This is a genomic window from Streptomyces sp. NPDC051569, assembly GCF_044454085.1.
Lineage (GTDB): Bacteria > Actinomycetota > Actinomycetes > Streptomycetales > Streptomycetaceae > Streptomyces.
On the sequence record NZ_JBITDJ010000034.1, the window covers coordinates 1 to 23,195 of the forward strand.

Here is a 23,195-nt window from a genome sequence, read left to right on the forward strand (position 1 = left end):
GCTCGCCGTCCGCTATCAGTCGGGACTGCACCTGGCCTCGCTCATCTTGTGGCTCCGCGACACCACCGCATGATCATTTATCAGACACGGCCTAGTGGTGACCGCGGTCATCGGACTGCCTTCTGCTGGCGCAGGGCCGCTGTGCGGGCGAGGCGGAGGGTGACGGCCTCGGCCGCGGGGTCTACGCCCAGCGCCCGGACGTGGTGCTGGTGGAGCAGCGACCGGGCGGCCCGGAGCGGATCGGCGCCCGCCAGGCGGAGTCGGTAGGCGTCGAGGGCGTCGGCGCGGGCCTGCCAAGCCCGGGTGACGGTGTCGCCTCCGGGCTGCACGCCCAAGGCGCCTCGGCCACCAGGGGAGGTGAGGTCGAGCACCTGGTCGCGCAGGTGAGGGTCCAGGCGGCCGGTCGTCTGCGGTAGCCGTTGGACGAGCCAGTCGGTGGCTTCCGCCTCGGAGGGGGCGAGGTGCTGGACAAGGTCGACGGCGCTGGCGGCTGCGAGGGCCTGCGGGGTGGCGGTGTCGTTCTGGCCGGTGAACCGGATCTGTGCGAGTGCGGCGGCGGAGTCGGCGGCGAAGACCTGATGTGCGGCGTCCATCGCGTCGCCGTGCCCGAACCGGCCGGTCTGCGGCCGGTAGTCGGCCAGCGTCAGGCCAGCTGCTAGGCCAATGCTGTGGAGGGAGCCGGTCCAGTCGTGGACGCACTCGGCCGCCGCCGCGTAGCTGCCGGGCGCCAAGTGGAACACGAGGTCGAGGTACTGATCACCGTCCGGCCGGGCGGTTTCGCGGTGGCGCGTGAACCACCACAGCGCGGCAGTGTCGCCGAGTGCGGTGAGCAGGGCGGGAAGGTGCTGGGCCAGGATCTCGTCGTAGCGGTGGGGGTGGGCGTGCAGGCGGGCGTACAGCACGCTGCCGGCGCCGGGCAGGTGTAGTCGCGGCGGCTCCGCACCGTACGCGAGTGAACCGCAAGGGCCGTCCTCGGCAGCCGGGACCGACCCGGTACGGCGGAGGGAGACCCACACTTCGTGGGCACGGCCGATCCACCCGTGCGCGTCGGCGGCAGGTGCCTCGCGTAACTCCAGCCGCCGTTTCTGGTCGAGCTGGGTACGCAGCAGGCGGCGGTGGACCGGGTGCGTCAGGTCCACCGGAAGGCGCTGGTCGTGCTCGATCATGCTCACCGCGTCGGGCAGGCGCAGCCGAGTACGCCAGGCGTCGAACGCCAGGTCCCACGTCTCGTGCCGGGCGGTGCGACCTGGCATCTCGTCGGCTGTGAGCAGCCAGCGGGCGGGGGCGAGGATGGTGCGGCGGTACCGCACGCGAGGCAGGTACGGCAGACGGGCTGCGGCGCCGAAGTCGAACGGCTTGTAGGCGGCGTACCTGGCACCGGCGACCTCGGCGAGGAAGCGGGCCAGCGCCGGAGTCTGCGTAGCAGCTTCAAGGGCGTGCAGGACTCGCACGTCCAGGCGGTGCCCGGTGGAGCGTTGGACCAGGTAGAAGTGGCGGGCGTCAGCGGTGACGGCGATGTCATCGAGGCTGATCGTCTGGCCGTCGGCGGCCGGGTGCTCGCCTACGGCGATGACGTGGGGCAGCAGGCGGGGTATGCGGATGACGTTCTCGGTGCGGCGTCTGCGGGGCGGGAAGCTGAGCTGCGCGGTGAGCGTGTCGGTGTCGGCGCGGTAGCCGTCAGCCAGGGTCTCCTGCTGATCGGGCGTCAGCAGGTGGGCGAATCGGCCGGCCATGCTGCTGCCCGGTCGCGGCACCGCGGTGATCGCGACCTCGAAGGCGCCGCGTGTGAGGGCCGTGGTGGACGGGGCGTGGATCTCGAAGGCGGTTTCGACTCGGGGGACGAAGTGCGGTTCGGTGCCAGCGGCGTCCGCGAGGGCGTCGATCGTCTTGTCGGTGAGGACGAGTTCGCTCTCGCCCTCCATCAGGACGCTTTGCAGCAGCGCGAGCAGGGTTTCGTCCCGGTCGGTGAGGAGTTTGGGCGGGCGACCGCGTTCCGAGCCGAGGTAACCGGCCGGCAGCCCGAGCCCGCTGTCGGAGATCAGCTCCTCGACGGGTACGTGTGCGCCCACGCCGTAGCGAGCGCGGAAGCGGCGGTGGTAGTCCCGCCAGTGCTGGTAGCCGTACGGCTGCGACGTGGTCCGGTACAGCGCCGTGACCGCGGCCTGAACCTCTTCCAGAACGGCCGCGGGTATCTGCACGTCGCAGTCGAGGCCGACATCGATGATCAAGGGCGTCGGTGTCGCCGGGGAGATAGCGCGCATCTTCGGGATGAGGCGGCTCAGCGCGGAGGTGGCCGATGCCGACTGGTGGGCGGCGATCTCGTCTCGCACGTCGTACAGCGCGGTGACCAGATCCTGGAGATCGGGAATGGTGTCCGCGTGGAGCCGTACCAGCTCGGCGCACAGGTGACCGAAGGCGTCCATGGTGGTCATCGGCGCCCACAGGCTCGACACGAGGATCTGCTGGCCGACCAGGTCGCGCAGGAGCATGTCGATCTGGTCGGCGGTGGCCCGAGGGAAGCGCGTGCGCAGGTGGGCACACAGGTCGTCGTAAGTGATCGGCTCGTGGGCAGCGGCAATAGCGGCGGCCACCGGTCGGGAGTTGCGGACGGATATCTCGATCGGGGCCATGAGCGGGGCGTAAGCGTCGGCCGGGGCTCCGACGGCCACTAGACGATCACCACGCTCACGGGCGGTGTTGTTGGCCGTCAGGGGCAGTCGGCGCAGCAGTTCTGGGCTGGACTGGAGGCGCCCGATGACGTCAGTGACCCATTCGGCGTCGGCGCGCAGCAACGCCCGGTGCTTCTCGCGCCACTGGGTACGGGCGGTGTCCCCGACGGCCACCGCGGCAGTGCCGGCGAACAAGCCGAGAGGGGTGGGACGGCTCTGCCACCGGAGGAGGTAGGAGATCGTGGACAGTGCCGTACGCCGAACGTGCCGGGGCCGGGTCTCCCTCCCACCTACGACGGCTTCGACTGCTTCCGACAGCACGGGAGTTGCCGCACGCAGGGCGTCACGGAATGCCTCCTGCTGCCACCTGCTGCCCAGCCACATGCGGGTGACCGCCACGTCGTCCAGGTTGAGGGCGCGGGGGAGGTCCGTGATGCCGGAGATGGTGCTGGCTCGTAGCAACGCGGGACTCTGCCAGCGGTAACTGACGGCCACTTGGGGGGCCATGAGGTGTTCCCTTCCGGTACGAGCGCGGGGACCGGTGGGCCGGGCGTGCGTCCGGCCCACCGGTTGAGGGGAGGTGGATGAGATCAGGCGGGGTCCTCCACGAAGGAGCTGCACGCGGAGGCGCCGTTGGCGCAGGTGGTGCCGCAGCCGTCGCCGGTGGAGCACTGGAGCTTGCCGAAGGGGTGCGCGGCGAGGACGACCCTCACGTCGAGCGGCGCGAAGTCGTCGTCCAGGAGTGCCGGCGCAGGGGCCAGAGTGGCGCTGGTCATGGTGGTGCCCTTCCTTCCGTTGGGGATGGTGCGGGAACCCTGGGCCGCAGCTACTGCTGGGCGGGCCAGGAGAGGGAGATCCGGCTCTGGACCTTGTCGATGACCCGGTCGCCGGGGGCCTGGTCGTCGGAGGTGCCGGCCGGATAGACCCGGATGACCGGGCTGGGGCCGCCGCGGTATTCGCTGGCCCAGTCGCGCAGGTGCGCGGCGATGGTCTCGGCGAACGCGGCGGCGTCGGGGCCGAGGGCGTGCACGCCGAACTCGACGTGCTTGTTGTCCTCGGTGCGACGGGTGGTGAGGTACGCGAACGTACGTCCCTGGTCGTCCACGGCGGCCAAGGCGAAGCCCTTGTTGACCGGGGCGACGATGCCGGAGTCAAGGTCGGGGTCCACGGCCATCACGCAGAAGCCAGGCAAGGTGATGGCCAGGTGCATCTGGAGGGTGTCCAGCAGCTCGCTCACACCGATCGTCACCCCGGTCCACAGCTCGAAGCGCGGGTAGGTGACGGCGTTGTCGAGCAGGCTCGGGTCGGAGGGCAGTCCGTCATCGAACCGCAGGCCGATCTCGGGAGTGCCGTTGACCAGCAGCAGCTCCTCGCGGTGGGCAGTGGAGCCCTGCATCGGCACGAATCCGCAGATCTTCGCCGACTCGCTCTCCAGGTGGCCGCCGACACGGACGAAGGCGATGGACCGGGTCAGGCCACGCATCCGCAACGGCACCACCAGGCGACCGCCAGGCTTGAGCTGGTCGATCCAGGCCGGCGGGATGTCCCAGGCACCGACGGTCACCAGCACGACATCGACCTTCCCGAGGCCGGGGGTGGGCTCGGCGGCGTCCGCCGTGACGACAGCGACCTGGCTGTAGCCGTGCTCGTCCAGCAGCCGACTGGCGCGGTCGGTGACGACAGGGTCGATGTCCACCGTGGTGACCTCGCCGTCCTCGCCGACGAGTTCGGCGAGGTAAGCCGCGTTCAGGCCGCCCGAACCGATCTCCAGCACCCGCATCCCCGGGCGTACCCGAGCCTGCTCCAGCATCAGGGCCTGGATCTGCGGCGCCGACACGGAGCTGAGCTGGACGCCGTGCTCGTCGGTCTTGGTGATCACCGCCGCGTACGGCTCGTACGCCTTCTCCAAGGACGCCCCGGGAGTGAACTCGTGGCGGGGGACCGCGCGCATCACGGCCTCGACCTCGGGCGAGGTGATCCAGCCCTCCGCACGGAGGGTGTCCACGACGTTGTTCCGCAGGCGGGTGGCCTCGTCGGGCTCGACGGTCGTGTTGGTCATCAGGGGAAGTTCCTTCGCTCGTGGGTACGTTGGGTGCTCGGTCAACAGCGGACAGTGCCGATCGGCCGGGAGGCTATCGACGCGCCGACAGGCTCACCGGAGGACGTAGTTCGCGCGTGCGGGCTGGTGGGCGGCCCAGTCGTGGCGGGCTGCTTCGAGGATCGGGATGACGTCCTTCTCAAGGTGGTCGGCTTGCATGCGGAGTTGGGTGGCGAGCTTGGCGAGGCCCTCGGGCGTGAGGTTGTTCAACCAGAGGTCGTCCACCACCCGGACGTCGGCGTAAGGAGTCCGCTCCTGCGGGTCCTCGCTGTAGGGGTAACAGGTGATGTGACCGTCGAAGAGGCTCTCTTCCACGGTCAGGCCGGCGCCGTCAGCGTCGGCGGGGTTGTGGATGCGCATCCTCTGCCCGTCGAAGGGCCGCCAGTGCGCGAGGTCGATCAGCTTGACGGAGAGCTCTTCCGGCGGGACGTCCGATTCGCTGGGGTCCTCGTCGGCCCAGGGCGGCAGGTACCCGGTGAGGGTGACGCCGCTTGTCGTACTGATGGACCAGGTGCGGCCTGAGGTGATCCCTTCGCTGGGCGGTTGCTGGGCGGGTGGTACGGCAATGTCCGGCTTCAGGGCCACTGAGGTGCTGGGCAAGGCGATCTCCTCTGCTGGGGCGGTAAGTCATGAGAATTCGACGGGCATAGCGGTGAGTTGGTGGGAGTGGGCACCCGGATGGAAGGCGAACTCGCAGCACGCTTCTTGTGATTCGGGATCGACGAACGAGCAATCCGGTCGGATGTCCAGCGCTGCGGCAGGGACGCCGTCTGCCCAGCACGTCCAGATGGCGCCGGTGTCCGCGCCGTCGAGATCAAGTACGAGGGCGGAGTGGTTCCCGTCGCGGTGGACTTGGAGGTGGCACCACAAGTCCCTTTCCACGTCGTCCTCTTCCGACGGCCCGTACGGTGTCGCGATGCGCAGAGCTTCCTGGACCAGATACTCCGGGAGCCGGGCGGTCCGGCCGCAGACAGGGAACAGCGTCTTCGCGTGCGTCATTGCGGGTTGCCTTCTGCGTGGATGCGTTTCGCTGCTGCGGTTGCGGCCCGCAACGGCCTTGATCTCGGCTGTCGTCATGGACCGCCGGGTCGAGTCGGTTCTTGCCGTCGAGGGGTGGTGAATCGGGACGGTCATCGGCACGCCCGCGCAAGGCTCAGCGTGCACCAGGTGGTCGTGCCGTCGGGGCAGACGCCCCAGTCGTCGGCGAGAGCAGCGACGAGGAAGAGGCCTCGGCCGGTCTCGCTGGACTCGTCGACCACCCTCAACCGCGGGCGGCTTTCGGAGCCGTCGTTCACCGCCAGCAACATCCCCTGGAGGGTGATGACGAGGCGGAATTCGATCTCGCCGCCCTGGCCGTACCGCAGGGCGTTGGTGACGAGTTCGCTGACCAGGAGCTGGGTGTCGTCCATGAGCGGAGTCAGCCCCCAAGCGCGCAGCTTTGCCGCACTGATGCGGCGAAGCCGTCCGACCCACAGGCCGCCGTGGTCCCGTTCCAGGGCGCTGCCCGTTGAGGCGCCGCTGGAGATCCGCACCGCGAACTCGTCACAGATGGGCTCGGTCATGGAGGGGACAGGGGCGGTGGGGGTGGCGAGGTCGCCCGTGGAATGCGCTACCCGGGTCATGAGACCGGCCCCTCTCGTCGGGCGCGGAGAAGGCACGGCACGATCAAGGCCGGGGCCTGGTGGGCGGCGGCGACGGCCGCGCTTCCCGGGTGCAGTCCGGCGGCGGCCGCGAGGAGATCCCGGCGGCGCTCGCTGTCGGTGGCGGTCCGCCGTGGCCCGGTCATGACGCGGCCTCCCGGCCGTCGCCGGGGTGCAGCAGAGCTGCCAACTCGACGCAAAGCGCGTCGGCTTCCTCGGCGGTGAGGACCAGCAAGGCCCCGGTCGCGGAAATTCGCCTCCCGATCCGGCGAAGGCGGACCGGAATGGCGACGCGTCCGGCCTGGGTCAACTCAGCTGCGTCGGAAGCGCGTTCGACGCGCCAGGCTCGTAACGACCCACTCAGCGGCAGGCGACGTTCTGTCATGTCACTCACCGTAGGAGCGCGGTCACCTACCTACCCTGAGTAAAAATCAGGGTTGACGGGCAGTCAGGGCGCTGCGATCTCTACGCGGTCATGCCGATGTGCTGGGCCACGGCCCGCAGATCCTGCCGCCACATGGGCTTTTCCCGCTTGAGCAGGTCCGCGACCGCCTCCCGGACGAGCGGCGAGAAACCCACCTCCTCGGGCGACTGGGTGGTGATCCGCTTGAGCATGTAGACGGTGGCGAAGTCGTCACGCTGGATGCGGTTGCAGTTCATGACCTCGATCAGGTACCGGGTGCGCCGCTCAAGCGGCAGCTCGGGGTTGTCCTCCACGCTGTCGGCCACCCGCAGTGCCTCCACCGTGTCGCCCTCCTCAGCCCGGAGGTGCACGGCGTGCATGGCCACGTTCGTCGGGCCGAAGCTGGTGTGCCAGTCGTTCCGGTCCTCACCGAGACGCGCCGCTACGCGCTCGGCGCCGTGGTAGAGGTCCCACGCCACCGGGCCCTGGTTGTCACGCACGGCAGCCACGGCCGCCGACAGATGCAGTGCTCCGTACGCGGACAGGTGCTCCGGCGAGGCGTCCTCGCCCGGGTGGCAGCCGGCGATGGTCTCCCGGGCCAGGGCGACGCTGTCGGCTACGTCTCCCGAGGAGGTGAGCACGCAGGCCAAGGTCCATGTGGCCGCGGCGAGCAGCGCCGGATCACCGACCTGGTCGGCCAGAGCAACGCCGCGGTCGGCGGCGACGCGGGCTTGTACGGGCTCGCCGACGCGACGCAGCCAGACCTGGGCCAGGCCGTACACGGAGATCAGCAGCGCCACTGCCTGCCGTTCCTGTTGCTCACCTTCGGCGTCGCGCACGGCCGCGTAGCCCTGCCGCACGAGATTCGGCAGCCGGCCGCCGATGTCGGCGTACCGTTCCTTGGTCTGCGTCTCGTAGACGCGCCACGCGTCATTCACTGCGGCCCGGTACTCGTCCACGGACACTTCGCCGATCCCGGACGGCAGGAGCGACGAGGGCAGGGACAAGGCGCGGCGGATCGCGGGCACCCCCTCGTGCCCGTTCTGCGGTCCTGAAACTGCGCCGGTCAGAACACCGCCGGTCAAGTCGGTCAGATCGCGGACGTGCAGCACTCGCGCGAGGTCGATCAACACCGAGAGGCGGTCGATGGGCAGCATGCCCTTCTCGACCTTGTAGGCCCAGTTCTCCGACTTGCCGACGAGTTCCGCCATGGCCTTCTGTGACAGGCCTCGACGCTCGCGGTAGTACCGGATGCGGGCACCGATACTGAAGTCCTGCTCGACAGCCATGAACTGACGTCCCCTCGCCCAAGCGGCAGTTGCCTCCACCGCCAGGGTACGACTCCGGCCTGGGAGGGCGAGGGCGATCGATCCACGGCTACCATCCGTGCTGCAGCGTGCCCACGCCCCTGGGGCGAGTCATATTCGATGGAGCCAGCAATGACCTACCGCGGCCTGATCCTCGACTTCGGGGGCGTCCTCACCATCCGGATGCGGCTCAACGGCCAAGCCTTCGAACGCAGCGAGGGCTTGGTCCCCGGCGCGTACTTTCACGCGCTGAACGAGCACCCGGAGGGGGTAGCCGTCTACAAGGCGCTGGAGATAGGCGAAGCCACGCAGGAGCAGTGGAACCAGGTCATCGGAGGTATCCTCGGCATCGACCCCACTGACCTGATGCGCCGGGCCCTGGCCAATCTCCCCCTGGAGCCGCGCATGGTCGACGCCGCTCGCCGCGCCCGCGCCGCCGGCATCAAGGTCGCCATGCTCTCCAACAGCTTCGGCATCACCCCCTTCAATCCCTACGAGGCGCTCGGCATGTGGGACGGGCAGTGGGACGCGATCGTGCTGTCCGAGCAGATCGGCGTACGCAAGCCCGACCCGCGCATCTACCTGCACACCCTGGAGCTGCTGCAGCTGCCGGGCGGGGATTGCGTGTTCGTGGACGACCACGCGGTGAACCTGCCGCCTGCGGAGGCGCTGGGCATCCACACCATTCACCACACCGATGCCGCCGCCACGGTGGCGCAACTGGATGCGCTGCTCGGCTGCGCGACGCCCGCGACGTGATCAGACGGCGGGCGGCTGAGTTCGGCACGGGGCCGTATCCGCGGACCTGCGTCATGGCAGAAGGCGATGGTGCGGTTGGTGCTCATGTCGTCGCCCGTACTCTGTTCATTGGGAAGGTGGGTGGGCTTCGCGAGCGGTTCGCCCAGTTTGTCGCTTTCTCGGAAGTTGGTTCAATCCGGCTGGGCTTCCTCGGAAACGTGCAGGTCAGTGAGTCTGCTCCCCGCGCCCGCGGGGATGGACCCTGGCCGTTCAGCTCGTACCGGGTGGACTGCGTCTGCTCCCCGCGCCCGCGGGGATGGACCCGCGGCCATCGCACGCCAGGACTGACCCGAGCGCTGCTCCCCGCGCCCGCGGGGATGGACCCCACGGCCCCGTCACCGACGGATCGATACTGCTCTGCTCCCCGCGCCCGCGGGGATGGACCCACCTGACGAGCCTGGCTGCACCGGTAACGCATCTGCTCCCCGCGCCGGCGGGGATGGACCCGTGCCGGTGGTGGCGACACGCAGGTAGCGGGCCTGCTCCCCGCGCCCGCGAGGATGGACCCCAGTTCGCGATCCGGCACGCCGAGCACAGGGCCTGCTCCCCGCGCCCGCGGGGATGGGACCTGTCGGCCGCTATTCCTCCAAGCTCGACCCGCCCTGCTCCTCGCACCGCGGGGTGTAGGTGTGCCGGTCTACCTTCCGCACCAGCGGGGCAGCCTGTGGCCAGACTTTGGTGTGTTGGGTTGCCGAGTAGATGGGTTGATCAATCCGCTTCGAGCGCTTGGGTGTCTCAGCGCCTGCGGTGCGGCTGGGGTTCGGATATGGGGTTTGCCGCTGCTGCGGCCTGTGGACCATAGCTGCGGGGGAGGTTGCCCGCGGCTTGGGAGCGGAGGCGGGCTGCCTCGGCGCGGGGGTTGAGTGCTGGGTTGCGGCTGGTGTGCTGGATGCGGCCGAGGAGGACCTTGGCGGGAAGGCGGGCTGTGCCGAGTTCGCGGCGGGCGGCGGCTTCGGCCAGGAGTGTGCGGGGCGGGTGGCCGGCTGCGTGGGCGTCGACGAGAACGGTGGCCAGGGCTGGCCAGTTGGGGTCGGTGAGGATGCGGTCGGCGTGGTCGGGGACGGCGGAGCGGACAGCGCCGGCGAGGGCATGGTTCACCTCCACGGTGGGTTGGCGATGGGCGAGCGCGGCGAACTCCTCGGCGGCTGTCTGGTCGTAGGCTGCTTGCAGGTGGATCACGGTGGTTCGGGCGGCTTCGGCTTGTTGCTGGTGGCCTTGGGCTTGGTGCCAGCGTGAGGCCAGGATTGCCGACCAGAGCAGGGCGGTGAGCAGGACGGCGAACGCGCTGCCGTCGGGTCCGTCTCCGGCGTGGATGATGTCGCGTGCTGCCTGTCGCAGTCCTGCGGCGGTGTGGTGGTCGGCGCGGATGCGGGAGCGCTGGGCGCGGGCGAACTCCCTGCTGGCTGCGCGCAGCTGGTCCCGCAGCTCGGCCGGTCCGGCCTGGGCTGTGGCGTCGATGAGTTCTCCCAGCGCGGTGATCTGCGCCTGGGCCTCCTCTCCCGTACTCCGGCTGCCCCCGCTCCCAACGTCGGCGAGGTGGTCGTGGAGGAGGTCGAGGGCGTCGGTGGCGCGCTCCCAGCTGGTGCTGGGCCGGTTGCGGCGTGCCGTCGGGTACTCCTCGGGCTGCCCGGCGTCGAGGCGGGCTTGGAGGTTGGGCAGGGACAGGTCGGGGGCGATCTTGCTGCCGGAGATATACACCTGCTCGCCGTTGACCTTGACATCGCCAGGGCGACCGACGCTGTAGCCCTGGAGGTCGCCGGAGGGGTAGCGGCGGACCTTGACCTGGACGCCATCGGCCTCGAGGTAGGCGAGAAGTTCCTCGACGCTGGCGGCGTGCGGGATGGCGGCCCGGATGCGCTCCTGGAGCCACTGGCGGCTGGTCTGCTCCCTTCCGAGGCGTTCGGCTTTGTGCATCTCGGCCTGGGTGGGGCGGCGGTCCCCGGTCCGGTCGCCCGGAGCGACCTGGTGGAGGCCGAGTTCCTTCTCGATCACGCGGGCTTCTGCCTGGGCGCGCATGCCGCAGTTGTGGAGTTTGGGGCGGCGGCCGTCTTCGCGGACGGTGGTGGCCAGGATGTGGATGTGGTCGTCCGCGTGCCGTACGGCGATCCAGCGGCAGGCCAGGGGATCGCCGCCGGGGGCGATCCCGGCGGCGTGGACGATGCGGCGGGCGACCTCGCCCCATTCGGCGTCCGACAGGTGCCGGTCGTCGGGCGCGGTGCGGACGGGGCAGTGCCAGACGTGGTCGGTGACGGGCTTGCCGAAACCCTCGTTGCGGAGCTTGACGGGGGCGTCGAGGATCTGGCCGAGCTGGGTGAGGGTGGCGTCCTGGTCGCGGCCGGGGTCGGGCAGGCCGCGCGGGCTGAAGGACGCGACGATGTGCGGGTCGAGGTGTTCGTCGTTCCTGCCGGGGCCGTAAAGGTAGGCGAGCAATCCGCGGGTGTTGCCGCCGGGCTTCTTCACCGAGGGGATCACAGGCTTCCTCCATCCGTCGGCTCGGCGGGGATGAGGAGGGCGCGGGCGATGTGGGTGAGCAGGCGGTCGAGGTGCTCGAGGCGTTCGCGGATGTCCGGTTCGATGCGGTTGTCGCGGTGGAGCACGTAGACCATCTGGTTGATGTTGACGCCGATGCGGTTGATCTCCCAGCGGATCTTTGCGCGGAACTCCTGCACCTCCTGCTTGCCGGTGTGCAGGGGCAGGTCGACGCTGAATGCGCCCCGGATGAACGCCAGCGCGATATCCGCCAGGTAGCCGGACAGAGTGCCCTCGTAGCCGTGTCGCCCGGCCGCGTCCAACAGGTCGGCGTGCTCGGCCTCGGTGAAGCCCACCGGTCCCACGCGCAGTGTGCGGCGCTTGCCGTTGAACCGGCGGATCTTCCCCTTGGGCATCGTCTGGGCGCTGGCGTGGACAGTGAGCGGCGGCACGTCGAGTGCGGGGATCTTGTCGTGGACGAACACGGCGACCCTCTCACGGACCTCGCCGTCACTGTCGAGCCTGGCCGCCTTGGCGGCCGGGCCGGGGGTGCTGGTCGGCATGGTGTGGGGGCGCTCGTCGGCGTGTGCGGTCGCGAGTACGGCGCGCTGGACGGCGTCGAGTTCGTCCGGGGCGGGGCCGCCTGCGGCGCCGGCCTCCGGGCCTGGTGCGCCCTCCCGCCGGGCCTCCTCCGCCACCCCCGGGGTGGAGGACCCCAGACTCCGGCCGACAGTCGGAGACTGGGTACAACTGGCTCCGCCAGGAGCCGTGTTGTTGAAGGCTCGCCGCCACAGACCACCCAGTTTACGGGCCTTGGTGGCGGGCTCGGGGCTTTCTTCGGCGTCCGTGCCGGTGTCGGAGGTGGGCTTCACGGTGTTCTCCAGCGAGGCGTTTGTGGTGTGGCGGATGACGGGGTGGGTCCTCTCGTTGTGCGGGTCATGGTTCGGGTGGGTGGCGGTTTGGCCGATCCGCGTTCGGGGTGTAGGAGAGCGGCGCCCGGATGCGCGGAAGTCCCAGGGTTGGGGAGATCCGCACATCCGGATCGGGGGCGCCGTAAGCGGCCGCCCACCCGACCCGGCCGACCAGGCTGGGTCGGGGTGAGCCGGGCTACGGGGCTGTCGTCAGGCGTCTGCGGGGTGGGCTCGTGCCGCCTCTGTCTCCGGTTGCGGGGTCTCGGCAGCCAGGGCGTGTTCGTCCTTGAGGTGCTTCATCAGCTGGGTGAGCCGGGAGCTGGCGACCGGCGTGGTGGCGTCGTGCAGGGCCTGTTTGACCACGGCGACGCTGAGGCCGTGTTCAGCGACGGCCGGCCGGGCTATGGCGATGAGCTGGTCCATGGTTGCGGCCGGCGGTCGCCCGGTGCGTTTACCCGACGTGGCCGGCTTGGCGTTCCTGGGCGGTGTCTGTGCGGTGGGCGGTGAAGGGTGGGCCGGGGCGGCTGCTGGGGCCGGGGCCTGCTGGGCGGGCGCGGCGGCGGCAGCCACCGGCGCGGTGGTCGGCTGGTGCTGCTGTGTCGGTTGGGGTGGTGTGTGGAGGTGGCGGAGCAGGGTGGGGCCGACGGTTCCCCAGCCGAGCAGGAGTGCGGGGGCGACGGTGTCGATGGCGGCGCGGCCGTAGTGCCTGGCGAGGAGGGGCTGGGCGGTGTTGAGGGCGAGGGTGAGCAGGCCGCACAGGTGCATGAGGCGGGTGGCGGAGCGCAGGTGGGCGGGGGCGGTGCCGTGGGCGGCCAGGTGGTGGAGGGCGACGAGGAGGCCGACCACGGACAGGTCGACCATGGGGGCGATCAGGGGCGCGATCGGGTGGGGGACGCCGAGCCGGAGGGCCAGGGCCCAGACGTTGCCGAAGGAGAACACGAAGGCGAGCGCGGCGATGACCGCCATCACGACCGTGATCGTGGTGCGGGCGAAGGTGCCCGTGGCGGCGGGGTGCGCGTCCATGGGGGTGGTGGGCATGCGGGAGGACGTCCTTACGGGCGAGGGGTGTGCTGGAAGATCCGTCTTGGCGTCTTGGCCGTTGCAGCCGCAGGTCAGGACGGGTACGGCAGGGACGCGCCCGGCGGGGGTGTGCCGTCGCGCGGAGGGGCTGCTGCCGTCCCGGTGCCGGAACCGGTTTCCGTCTTGGGACGCTGATCCGTCCTGTTGGAAGGTGCTCTGAGCTGCGGTTATGCGGGAGGGACGGTAGGGACGGTAGGGACGGCACGAGACGGAGGTGGGTGCCGTCCCGGCCCGGCCCGCCGCCCGCGCGGGCGTGTGCGGGGCGGGGCGGGCTGCGGGCCGGTCGGGGCGGCGTGGCGTCTTGCCTCGTGTTCCGTGACGGAACGCCGTGCTGTGACCTGCGGTGTTACGGCAGGGACGGCTGGTACGCGTCCTGCGGCAGGCGGGTCAGCGCGGGCTGCCCTGTCTCGTGCTTGGGCCGAGGGGGTGGACGGTGGGGCAGTAGCGTCGCCAGGCGTCGGCGAACTTGTTGCGCATGTAGCCCTTGCGCTGGGTGTGGTCGCCCATGCGGACGTTGCCGGAGGAGATGCCGAACTCGCGCAGCATCCCGGCGAGGCCGCGCGGGGTCAGGCCGCCTCGCCCCCACTCGGCCCAGGGGGCCTCCGGGTCGCCGTTGAGGGCGAACAGGAGCTGGTCGGTGGCGATGCTGTCGGGGTCGCTGGCGGAGAAGAAGATCCGGCGGATGTCGGCGAGGATGCGCGCGCCGCTGGGCTGGTCGTCCTCGGACTCGGCCTCGGAGGCGACGAGGCTGGCGCACGCCTGCCGGGCGAGCCGGGGCCAGGAGCCGCCGGCGAGGTCGGCGACGATGACCAGCGGCTCCCAGGTGTCGGCGGCGCGGTCCTCGACCGGCATCTGCGGTTCCAGGTGCAGAGCCTGGTCGGCCAGCGGTTTGGCCCATCGGGCCAGGCTGGCGCGCATGGTGCGCAGGGCGGGGCTGTCGCGCTTGGTGCGGTAGGGCGAGACGCGTTCGCCTTCGGCCCGGCGGCGCATCCGGATCACGATGGACCGGTCCATGATCGTGTCGGGGAGGTCGCCGATCCCGGCGATGGCGGCCATGGCGAAGGTGTGGAACCGGTGCGGGGTGTGGTCGTTGCCGACCACCCGAAGGACGTAGCGGTCGCGCTGGTGGCCGGCGTTGAGCAGGCCGCGCATCTCCTCGTTCTTCTCCGCCATCTTCGGGCTGCCGAAGATCGTGTCGGCCTCATCCACCAGGAGGGTCGGCGGATCCTCCGTGATGGACCGGAAGACTGCCGCCGGTGTGGAGTTGACGGTCAGCACCGGGCTGTGGACGGTCTCGGCGAGCACGTCGAGCAGACGGGACTTGCCGCATCGCTTGGCGGGGCCGACTACGGCCAGGCGTGGGGCGTGCTGCCAGGAGGGCTGCAGGTGGGATGCGGCGACCCACAGCGTGACCGCGTCCAGGGCCTGGTCGGAGGGCAGCACCACGAACCGGGCGATCAGTGCCCGCAGCCGCGCGAGCAGCTCGTCGCCCTCAGCGGCCGGGGCATCGGGTATCTCCGGCGCACCGGCTGGCTCGGCCGCCGCAGCCGGGCCGGGGATGTGCGGCGGGCCGGGGACGGGGGATGCGGTCGTGGGCTGGGCGGGCAGGTGGGTTCCGGGTGCGCCGGGCTTCGCGACCGGGGGCCAGCTGCTGGCCGGCGGGATTGGGCTCGAGCCTGCGGGCTCGGGGCCGGAAGCAGTATCGTGGTTCACGGAGACTCCTTACTCGGCGGTCATCGGGGGGCAACCCGATCCGCCGTTGGCTGACTGTCCTGGGATGGGCGGTGGCGAGGTTTCCGTCAGCCCCCGGCGTTGGTAGCGCCGGGGGTTCGTGCTGCTCGGGGTCAGCGCGGTGCATGCGCCCTAATCAACCTCCTGTCGGTTGGGATTTTCATGCGGGGATAACTACATTTTTACCACGCATCCGTCGGCGTGTCAAGCGATTCTGGCATCGTTTTTTGATGCGCTCGCAGCATAGTCGCCGATGGGCCGGTTTCATAACGATTACGTCACGAAGACTTCAACCGCTTGCAGCATGGATATTCCATGCTGTATCGTTTAGGTCTATCCCGTACAGCCCGGGACGTAGCCGAAGGAAGGGAGGTAGGTATGTCGAGTCCCAAGGCGCACCGGTACGTGCCGCTCGAAGGCGAAGCCCTGGTGGCGCACAACATGAAGGTGCTGCGGAAGGCCGCGCGTCTTTCGCAGGAGGACCTGGCCGAGCGCATGACCCGGCTCGGGTTCAAGTTCCACCAGACCATGGTCGCCAAGATCGAGAGCGGCAACCGCCTGCTGCGCTTCGACGAGGTGGTCGGCCTGGCCAAAGCGCTCAACGTCCCGGCGGCGAACTTCATGACCGAGGCCGTGGCGGGCCCCGACGAGCCCGACTACGAGCTGCAGGAGGCCGGCTACCGCGTCCAGAAGGCCGAGCAGGAGTGGAAGACCGCCCACGACATCGAGCAGGGCGCCAGAGCCCGGCTCGACGAGGCCGAGCGCGAGTACGACGAGATCGCCGACCGCCTCGCGGCCCAGGGCGTCGACGTCGGACCGGACGCCACCGGACCTGAGTGGTACCCGGCTCCGAACTCCCCCTGGGACCCACTGGGCAAGGGACCGTCCACCGGTCAGTAGAAGGGCTCCCCCTCTACTGTCGGCCCCCGCCGGAACGTCCTCCCCGCGCAGTCCGTCAGCCTGCCGCCCTCTCACGCCGCATCCGGCCCAGCCCGCCAACACCCGCACCGTCCCCGGCGCTACCAACGCCGAGGACGGCCAAGCGGGATCGCGTCACCCACCGCCCATCCCACCAGTCAGCACGGCTGCGCGTTGCCCCGCGCCGCCGAGACAAGGAACTCCCATGCCCTCCCCCATGACCGCGATAGAGCGGAAGTGGTTCACGACCGCCGAGGTCGCCGAGATGCTCGGCTTCGGTCTGTCCAAGACCAAGATGCTGGTCCTCACCGGAGAAATCCGCTCGGTCGTCATCGGCCGTAACCGCCGCATCCTCCCCACCTGGGTCGACGAATACGTCTCCCGCGTCGTCGCCACCGCTGAGGAGGCGGCATGAGTGTCAAGCGGAGCAACGGCGAAGGATCCATCTACCCCTACAAGAACGGGCACGCAGCCTACGTCTGGGTCACCAAGCCGGACGGCAAACGCGCCCGGAAGTACGTCTACGGCAAGACCCGGGAGGACGTGCACGCGAAGTGGATCAAGCTCCACGCTGAGGCGGCTCAGGGGCCGGTGGTTACGTCGTCGCCGACGCTCGCGCAGTACCTCACGCGCTGGATGGCTGAGGTGGTGGAACCGGATCTCAAGCCGAAAACGGCGGAGACGTACGCGATGCACGTTCGGCTCTACATCGGACCCGGCCTGGGAGGTAAGCGGCTCGACAAGCTGACGGTGCGGGACGTGCGCGGCTGGGTGAACGCCCTCCTCGTGCAGTGCCAATGCTGCGCGCAGGGCAAGGATGCCAAGCGCGCGAAGCCGCGCTGCTGTGCTGCCGGCAACTGCTGCAAGCAGGTCGCCTCTCGGCGGACGGTGCAGGATGCCCGCGCCGTACTGCGGTCGGCTCTGACCAACGCCATGACAGAAGAGGTGATCTCGAAGAACGTGGCGGGGCTGGTCAAAGTGCGGTCCGGCCGCAAGGTGAAGCGTCACCCCTGGTCGGTGGAGGAAGCGCGGCAGTTCCTGGAGGCGGCTCGGGCGGTCCTCGACCCGCTGTACGCGGCCTACGTGCTGATCCTGGTCCTGGGTTTCCGGCGCGGTGAGGTGCTCGGTTTGACGTGGCCGAGCGTGGATCTCGACGCGGGAGAGGTGACGGTGGAGTACCAGCTGCAGCGCATCCGGCGGCAACTGGTGCACGACGTGACCAAGACCGAATCGTCAACGGCGGTGCTCCCCCTTCCGCAGATCTGCGTGACCGCGTTGCGGCTCCGGCGTAAGGAGCAGGAGGCAGCGAAAAAGGCGGCCGGCGAACTATGGACGGACTCGGACTTCGTATTCACCACGCGGTACGGCACGCCGATCGAGCCGCGCAACTTCAACCGCTCGTTCGCCTTCCGGTCGGCCAAAGCGGAAGTCCGAACGATCAGGCTGCACGACACCCGGCACACCTGCGGCTCTCTGCTCGCCGCACTCGACGTGCACCCCCGGATCGCCATGCAAATCCTCCGGCACAGCAAGATCGCGGTCACGATGGAGGTCTACACGCACGTACCGTCCGAGGCGACGCGGCGGGCACTGCGGAAGCTCGGCAAGCACCTTGACCAGCAAGATCGGAAGTAGCTGCTGTACTTCGCTGCTGTACGGCATGCAAAAGCCCCCGCCGAATTTCTTCGGTGGGGGCTTTGAGCTGCGGTGGACCTGAGGGGATTCGAACCCCTGACCCCCTCGATGCGAACGAGGTGCGCTACCAGTCTGCGCCACAGGCCCTTGCAACGAGTGAAACTTTAGCACCCCCGCCGCCCTGCCCGGAAATCCGTCGGCGGCTACTCGTTGGCGGCGCGGGGGCGGTCCTCGTCGTCGTACTGGTCGAAGAGGGGGGTTCGGCCGCGGTCGCGGGGGCGGTGGGGCGCGGCGGCGGCCTGGGGGGCGGGGTCGGCGGTGGGGTCGGCCGCCGTGGAGGAGCGGGTCGCGCTCCAGGTTTCCGGGTCGCCGACCTCGACGCCGCCGGTGGCGCGGGGGGCGACCGGGGCGGTGACGTACGTCGGCAGCGGCACCGGGACCGGCTCCCAGCTGTCGCCGCGCGCCGGGCCGCGGTCCCGTTGCTGGTCGACCCACTCCGCGTGGTCGGTCTGCTCGACCAGGGCGCGGCGCCCCGCCTCCTGCGGGGAGACCACGGACGCCGGCTCCGGCTCGGGGCGGGGCTGGGACTCCTCGGCGGGCTCGCCGGCGACGGCCGTCGCCGGCTGATGGCGGTGTGGGCGGTTCTCGCGGAGGTGCTGGGCCGCGGCCTCCGCCCGGCGCCGGTCCATCGTGAAGGCGAACCGGCGTCGCTCCTGGCCGCGCAGATGCACGATGTACGTGCTGAGGAGGACGGCGGGCAGGGCCGGCGCCCAGAGCAGGCCGAGACCGCCGACCGCCGCGACGACCGCGCCGAGTGTGAAGCCGAGGAAGAGGAGCACGGTGGTGCGGCGCCGGCGCACGAGCACCTGGGAGCGCTGCGCGCGCCGGGCGCGTTCGGCGGCGCCGCCCGAGGGGCGCGCGGGCCGCTCGGGAGCCTGACGATCGGCGGCGGCCTGACGGGGTACGGGGCGGGCCGCCGCCGGTCTGGCCGGCGCGGGCTCCTCCGGGCGGACGTTGTCCATCCGGGCTTCGGTACGGGCCGGGGGCGCCGAGAAGGCCCGGACGTCGACGGAGCTCATCGACTCCGTGCTGACGTCCGGTTCGGCGTCGGGCCCCGCCTCTTCTTCGGCGCGTTCCTGAAGCTCCCTGGCGTAACGGCGCTCCATGGCCGCCCTTCCGGACAGCAGCCGGATGGCGGTGCTGAAGCGTTCCGTCGGGCGTTCCTCGTTGAGCTCGTCCTGCCTGCGGAGCCACATCGGCACCAAGTAGGCGGCCCAGGCCCCGACGATGACTGCGTAGATGAGGCCGCTGCTGCTCACGGTTCACACCGTAGAGGGGTTCGCACGGCGGGATCCGCCAATTGAGCCGGTGTGTCGCACGATCCGGCTGATATCACGGACTTTTTTTGTGACTGTTCAGATCAGTTTATAGCCATATGCTAACCAATATCGAACACTTATTTCATTTTTGGGGCGCCCCAGGTCGCGCCCGGCGCCAGCGACGGAGCAGCCCGTCGGGCACCTCCTCGGCCGTGAGCGCGAAGACGAGATGATCCCGCCAGCCCCCGTCGATATGGAGATAGCGGGGCCGCAGACCCTCCTCACGGAATCCGAGTTTTTCGACGACACGGCGGCTGGGTCCGTTCTCCGGGCGGATGCAGATCTCGACGCGATGCAGGCCGACCATCCGGAAACAGTGATCGGTGGCGAGGGCGACCGCGGTAGGCATGACACCACGGCCCGCGACCTCGCGGTCGACCCAGTAGCCGACATGCCCCGAGCACATCGAACCCCAGGTGATCCCGGCGACCGTCAGCTGGCCGACGAGCCGGCCCTGGTACTCGATGACGAAGGGCAGCATCCGGGCCGCGTTGGCCTCGGCGCGCAGATGGCGGACCATCTGACGGTAGGTCGGGCGCTGGGCGACCGGGCCTCCCGGTGCCGGGGGCGGGATCGTCGCCTCCCAGGGACGCAGCCAGTCGCGGTTGCGCCGGTTCACCTCACGCCACGCGTGCTGGTCACGCAGTCTTATGGGGCGGAGGGTGACGTCGCCGTCCACCAGCACCACCGGCCAGGCGGGGTTCATCCGGTGGTACGGGGGTGATCGCCGCCGTGGATCTGATCCACGGCGTGGACGAGCAGCCGGCCGAGCACGGCGAGACCGTCGCGAACGCCGCCGGTCGAGCCCGGCAGATTCACGATCAGGGTCCGCCCGGACAGACCGGCGAGGCCACGGGAGAGTGCGGCGGCCGGGGCCTTGGCGGCGCCCTCGGCGCGGATCGCCTCCGGGATGCCCGGGATCTCGTAGTCGAGTACGCGCCGGGTGGCCTCCGGGGTGCGGTCCGTGGGCGAGATGCCGGTGCCACCGGTGGTCAGGATGACGTCATAGGCGGCGGCCACACCGTCGCGCAGGGCCTGTTCGACCGGATCGCCGTCGGGGACGACCTTCGGCCCCTCGACGGAGAAGCCGAGTGCGGCGAGGCCGTCGGCGAGGATCGGACCGCCCTGGTCGGCGTAGACGCCGGCGGCGGCGCGGTTGGACGCGGTGACGACCAGGGCGCGGTACGGCTCCGCCGCCGCGACCCGCCCGGTGTCCGGGGACGCGCTCATGAGGCATCACCGTCGTCCGCCGGCCGGGTCCAGGCGCCGGATCTGCCGCCGGTCTTCTCCTCGACCCGTACGTCCGTGATGACCGCGCCCTTGTCGACCGCCTTCACCATGTCGACCACGGCCAGCGCGGCCACCGAGACGGCGGTCAGCGCTTCCATCTCGACGCCCGTGCGGTCCGTGGTCCGCACCGTCGCCAGGATCTCCACGGCGTCGTCCGCGACGGAGAGGTCCAGGCTGACGCCCGAGAGGGCGAGCGGGTGGCAGAGCGGGATCAGGTCAGGGGTCCGCTTGGCGCCCATGATGCCCGCGATACGGGCCACGGCGAGGGCGTCCCCCTTGGGCACTCCCCCGCCCCTGAGCAGCTCGACGACGCGCGGGGAGACCAGCACCCGGCCGCTGGCGCGCGCGGTGCGCGCGGTGACCTCCTTCGCCGAGACGTCGACCATGCGGGCCGCGCCCGACTCGTCGATATGCGTCAGGCTGTTCTGTTGCGGAGGTCCGGGGGTGTCCCCCCGGGAAAACGCGCTCATTGGCTGGGGCACTCCCGATCCGGGCCCGACAGGGCCTGTGTGGGCAGACACGGTACCGCCACCGCGCGACGATCAGCCGATCAGGACCACGTCGAGTTCCGTGCCGGGCTCCACGGAGGTGGTGTCCTCCGGGATGACGATGAGCGCGTCGGCGTGGGCGAGGGCGGCGACGAGATGCGAACTGGCGCCGCCGACCGGGGCGATGCCGCCGGTCTCCGCGTCGTACGTACCGCGCAGGAACTGGCGGCGGCCGGCCGGGGACGACAGCGCCTTGTCGGCCACGAGCGTGGCGCGGACCGTCGGGCGGTGGACCTCGCGCAGGCCCATCAGGGCGCGGATCGCGGGGCGTACGAACACCTCGAAGGAGACGTACGACGAGACCGGATTGCCGGGCAGGGCGAGGAGCGGGGTGTGCTCGGGGCCGATGGAGCCGAAGCCCTGCGGCTTGCCGGGCTGCATCGCGAGCTTGCGGAAGTCGATGCCGCTGCCCGGCTCGTCCTCGTCCCCGACGGAGGAGAGCGCCTCCTTGACGACGTCGTACGCCCCGACGCTCACACCGCCCGTGGTGACGACCATGTCGGCCCGGATCAGCTGGTCCTCGATGGTGGCGCGCAGGGTGTCGGCGTCGTCGGTGACGGCGCCGACCCGGTAGGCGATGGCGCCCGCGTCCCGGGCCGCGGCCGTGAGCGCGAAGCTGTTGGAGTCGTAGATCTGGCCCTCGCCGAGCCGCTCACCGGGCTGGACGAGTTCGCTGCCGGTGGAGAGGACGACCACACGCGGGCGGGGGCGCACCCGGACCCTGCCACGGCCGATGGCGGCCAGCAGGCCGATCTGCGGGGGGCCCAGGATCGTGCCGGCCGCCAGGGCGAGGTCGCCGGCCCGCACATCGCTGCCGCGCGCGCGGACATGACCGCGGGCCTCGACCGAGCGGAACACCCGCACCTCGCCTCCGTCCCCGGGGCCCTCGCGGGCCGGGCGCATGGTGGTGGCCGCGCCGCCGCCCGTACCGCCGTCGGTCCATTCGACCGGGACGACGGCCTCGGCGCCGGGAGGCAGCGGGGCGCCGGTCATGATCCGGGCGGCCTGGCCGGGGCCCACCTCGGGCGGCGAGCCGCTGCCCGCCGCGACATCGCCGACGACGGTCAGCACGGCGGGGAACTCGTCGGTGGCGCCCATGACATCGGCCGTACGGACCGCGTAACCGTCCATGGAGCTGTTGTCGAACGGCGGCAGGGCCACCGGCACCGTGACGTCCTCGACGAGGACGCAGCCCTGGGCATCGGGCAGTTGCAGCTCGATGGGGTCGAGGGGGCGGACCGCGGCCAGGATGTCCGCGAGATGCTCGTCCACCGACCACAGCCGCTCCTGGCCGGGGGCCGGTACCGGTACCGGTTCTGCCGTGCTGCTCAAGGTGTTACATCTCCTCGCTGACATAACTGCGGAGCCAGGCGCGGAAGTCCGGGCCCAGGTCTTCACGTTCGCATGCGAGTCTGACAATGGCCCGCAGATAGTCGCCCCGGTCACCGGTGTCATAACGGCGGCCCTTGAAGACCACGCCGTGGACCGGTCCGCCGACCTCCTCGTCCGCCGACAGCTGCTGGAGCGCGTCGGTCAGCTGGATCTCACCACCGCGCCCCGGCTCGGTCCTGCCCAGTATCTCGAAGATGGCCGGGTCGAGGACGTAACGACCGATGATCGCGTAGTTGCTGGGAGCCTCGGCCGCGTCGGGCTTCTCGACCAGGTCACGGACCTTGACCACGTCGGCGTCGCCCGTCGGCTCCACCGCGGCGCAGCCGTAGAGATGGATCTGCGCCGGATCGACCTCCATCAGCGCGATCACACTGCCGCCCTCCCGCTCCTGGATCTCGACCATCCGGGCCAGCAGCGGGTCACGCGGGTCGATCAGGTCGTCGCCGAGCAGCACCGCGAAAGGCTGGTCACCGACGTGCGGGGCGGCGCACAGGACGGCGTGCCCGAGGCCCCTGGGGTCCCCCTGCCGCACGTAGTGCATGGTGGCGAGGTCGCTGGACTCCTGGACCTTGGCGAGGCGTTCCTTGTCCCCCTTGCGGGTGAGCGCCTCTTCCAGTTCGTAGTTCCGGTCGAAGTGGTCCTCCAGAGCCCGCTTGCTGCGGCCCGTGACCATGAGGACGTCGGACAGCCCGGCGGCCACCGCCTCCTCCACCACGTACTGGATCGCCGGCTTGTCGACGACCGGCAGCATCTCCTTCGGTGTGGCCTTGGTGGCAGGCAGGAACCGAGTGCCGAGGCCGGCGGCGGGGATGACAGCCTTGGTGATCCTGGAGGGCGAAGTCATGCGCAGACTTTATCCGGTGGCTATCGGTGAAAGATGTTGCTCCGGTTAACTTTCGCCTCATAGCTACGCATACGAGAGGTTTG

General features: G+C 70.5%; 23 protein-coding genes, 1 tRNA gene and 1 CRISPR repeat array. Of the genes, 4 read left to right on the forward strand and 20 right to left on the reverse strand.

Annotated features, from left to right (window positions below; genetic code table 11):
• Positions 1-107 precede the first annotated feature (107 nt).
• From ACIBAE_RS28495 to ACIBAE_RS28535, 9 genes are all read right to left on the reverse strand, one after another.
• A complete protein-coding gene (locus ACIBAE_RS28495) occupies positions 108-3,176 on the reverse strand; it encodes a lantibiotic dehydratase (protein ID WP_399290926.1) in 3,069 nt (1,022 codons plus the stop codon).
• Between the two features lie 83 nt (positions 3,177-3,259).
• A complete protein-coding gene (locus tag ACIBAE_RS28500) occupies positions 3,260-3,445 on the reverse strand; it encodes an FxLD family lanthipeptide (protein ID WP_399290929.1) in 186 nt (61 codons plus the stop codon).
• A 50-nt stretch (positions 3,446-3,495) separates the two neighbouring features.
• A complete protein-coding gene (gene fxlM / locus ACIBAE_RS28505) occupies positions 3,496-4,728 on the reverse strand; it encodes a methyltransferase, FxLD system (protein ID WP_399290932.1) in 1,233 nt (410 codons plus the stop codon).
• Between the two features lie 93 nt (positions 4,729-4,821).
• Positions 4,822-5,367, reverse strand: a complete 546-nt coding sequence (locus ACIBAE_RS28510) for a DUF6907 domain-containing protein (protein WP_399290934.1) — start codon at positions 5,365-5,367, stop codon at positions 4,822-4,824.
• A gap of 27 nt (positions 5,368-5,394) precedes the next feature.
• Complete coding sequence (locus ACIBAE_RS28515; RefSeq protein WP_399290937.1) at positions 5,395-5,844, reverse strand: hypothetical protein; 450 nt, start codon at positions 5,842-5,844, stop codon at positions 5,395-5,397.
• Positions 5,845-5,897: 53 nt separating this feature from the next.
• Complete coding sequence (locus ACIBAE_RS28520; protein ID WP_399290940.1) at positions 5,898-6,389, reverse strand: ATP-binding protein; 492 nt, start codon at positions 6,387-6,389, stop codon at positions 5,898-5,900.
• Positions 6,386-6,553 carry a hypothetical protein gene (locus tag ACIBAE_RS28525; RefSeq protein ID WP_399290943.1) on the reverse strand — a complete coding sequence of 56 codons (168 nt, stop codon included), beginning with the start codon at positions 6,551-6,553 and terminating at the stop codon, positions 6,386-6,388. The genes ACIBAE_RS28520 and ACIBAE_RS28525 overlap by 4 nt, the downstream gene beginning before the upstream one ends.
• Positions 6,550-6,792, reverse strand: a complete 243-nt coding sequence (locus ACIBAE_RS28530; RefSeq protein ID WP_399290946.1) for a hypothetical protein — start codon at positions 6,790-6,792, stop codon at positions 6,550-6,552. The genes ACIBAE_RS28525 and ACIBAE_RS28530 overlap by 4 nt, the downstream gene beginning before the upstream one ends.
• Before the next feature lie 80 nt (positions 6,793-6,872).
• A complete protein-coding gene (locus ACIBAE_RS28535; RefSeq protein ID WP_399290949.1) occupies positions 6,873-8,099 on the reverse strand; it encodes a helix-turn-helix domain-containing protein in 1,227 nt (408 codons plus the stop codon).
• A 150-nt stretch (positions 8,100-8,249) separates the two neighbouring features.
• Here ACIBAE_RS28535 and ACIBAE_RS28540 point away from each other — a divergent pair, with 150 nt between their 5' ends.
• Positions 8,250-8,876, forward strand: coding sequence for an HAD-IA family hydrolase (locus tag ACIBAE_RS28540; RefSeq protein WP_399290952.1), 627 nt, complete (start codon positions 8,250-8,252; stop codon positions 8,874-8,876).
• Positions 8,877-9,089: 213 nt separating this feature from the next.
• Positions 9,090-9,484: direct repeats of the CRISPR family, unit length 29 nt; unit sequence CTGCTCCCCGCGCCCGCGGGGATGGACCC.
• 166 nt (positions 9,485-9,650) lie between these two features.
• Here ACIBAE_RS28540 and ACIBAE_RS28545 read toward each other — a convergent pair.
• The 4 genes from ACIBAE_RS28545 to ACIBAE_RS28560 all read right to left on the reverse strand — a co-directional run bounded on the left by ACIBAE_RS28545 (position 9,651) and on the right by ACIBAE_RS28560 (position 15,088).
• Entirely contained in the window at positions 9,651-11,387 is a 1,737-nt protein-coding gene (locus ACIBAE_RS28545; protein WP_399290955.1) for a relaxase/mobilization nuclease domain-containing protein, read from the reverse strand.
• Positions 11,384-12,256 (reverse strand): plasmid mobilization relaxosome protein MobC, encoded by an 873-nt coding sequence (locus tag ACIBAE_RS28550; protein WP_399290958.1) that lies wholly within the window; start codon positions 12,254-12,256, stop codon positions 11,384-11,386. Before ACIBAE_RS28550 ends, ACIBAE_RS28545 begins: the two co-directional genes overlap by 4 nt.
• Before the next feature lie 249 nt (positions 12,257-12,505).
• Positions 12,506-13,333, reverse strand: a complete 828-nt coding sequence (locus ACIBAE_RS28555) for a DUF2637 domain-containing protein (protein WP_399290961.1) — start codon at positions 13,331-13,333, stop codon at positions 12,506-12,508.
• Positions 13,334-13,762: 429 nt separating this feature from the next.
• Positions 13,763-15,088: a DUF3631 domain-containing protein gene (locus ACIBAE_RS28560; RefSeq protein WP_399290964.1), complete on the reverse strand. Its 1,326-nt coding sequence runs from the start codon at positions 15,086-15,088 to the stop codon at positions 13,763-13,765.
• Positions 15,089-15,484: 396 nt separating this feature from the next.
• Between ACIBAE_RS28560 and ACIBAE_RS28565 the strand changes: the two genes are divergently transcribed.
• The 3 genes from ACIBAE_RS28565 (at position 15,485) to xerC (ending at position 17,659) form a co-directional block, all read left to right on the forward strand.
• A complete protein-coding gene (locus tag ACIBAE_RS28565; protein WP_399290967.1) occupies positions 15,485-16,006 on the forward strand; it encodes a helix-turn-helix domain-containing protein in 522 nt (173 codons plus the stop codon).
• A gap of 223 nt (positions 16,007-16,229) precedes the next feature.
• Positions 16,230-16,439, forward strand: a complete 210-nt coding sequence (locus tag ACIBAE_RS28570; protein WP_399290969.1) for an excisionase family DNA-binding protein — start codon at positions 16,230-16,232, stop codon at positions 16,437-16,439.
• Positions 16,436-17,659, forward strand: a complete 1,224-nt coding sequence (xerC, locus tag ACIBAE_RS28575; protein ID WP_399290971.1) for a tyrosine recombinase XerC — start codon at positions 16,436-16,438, stop codon at positions 17,657-17,659. Before ACIBAE_RS28570 ends, xerC begins: the two co-directional genes overlap by 4 nt.
• Positions 17,660-17,732: 73 nt before the next feature.
• Here the strand turns inward: xerC and ACIBAE_RS28580 are convergent.
• From ACIBAE_RS28580 to galU, 7 genes are all read right to left on the reverse strand, one after another.
• Positions 17,733-17,806 (reverse strand) — tRNA-Ala (locus ACIBAE_RS28580).
• 56 nt (positions 17,807-17,862) lie between these two features.
• A complete protein-coding gene (gene glpR, locus ACIBAE_RS28585; protein ID WP_399290975.1) occupies positions 17,863-18,978 on the reverse strand; it encodes a gephyrin-like molybdotransferase receptor GlpR in 1,116 nt (371 codons plus the stop codon).
• A 142-nt stretch (positions 18,979-19,120) separates the two neighbouring features.
• Positions 19,121-19,726 carry a GNAT family N-acetyltransferase gene (locus ACIBAE_RS28590; protein WP_399291017.1) on the reverse strand — a complete coding sequence of 202 codons (606 nt, stop codon included), beginning with the start codon at positions 19,724-19,726 and terminating at the stop codon, positions 19,121-19,123.
• A gap of 14 nt (positions 19,727-19,740) precedes the next feature.
• On the reverse strand, positions 19,741-20,268 hold the full coding sequence (locus ACIBAE_RS28595; RefSeq protein ID WP_399290977.1) for a molybdenum cofactor biosynthesis protein B: 528 nt from the start codon (positions 20,266-20,268) through the stop codon (positions 19,741-19,743).
• Complete coding sequence (moaC, locus tag ACIBAE_RS28600; protein WP_399290980.1) at positions 20,265-20,798, reverse strand: cyclic pyranopterin monophosphate synthase MoaC; 534 nt, start codon at positions 20,796-20,798, stop codon at positions 20,265-20,267. Before moaC ends, ACIBAE_RS28595 begins: the two co-directional genes overlap by 4 nt.
• A 72-nt stretch (positions 20,799-20,870) precedes the next feature.
• A complete protein-coding gene (gene glp, locus ACIBAE_RS28605) occupies positions 20,871-22,208 on the reverse strand; it encodes a gephyrin-like molybdotransferase Glp (RefSeq protein WP_399290983.1) in 1,338 nt (445 codons plus the stop codon).
• A 4-nt stretch (positions 22,209-22,212) separates the two neighbouring features.
• Positions 22,213-23,112, reverse strand: coding sequence for a UTP--glucose-1-phosphate uridylyltransferase GalU (gene galU, locus ACIBAE_RS28610; protein WP_399290986.1), 900 nt, complete (start codon positions 23,110-23,112; stop codon positions 22,213-22,215).
• Positions 23,113-23,195: the final 83 nt, after the last annotated feature.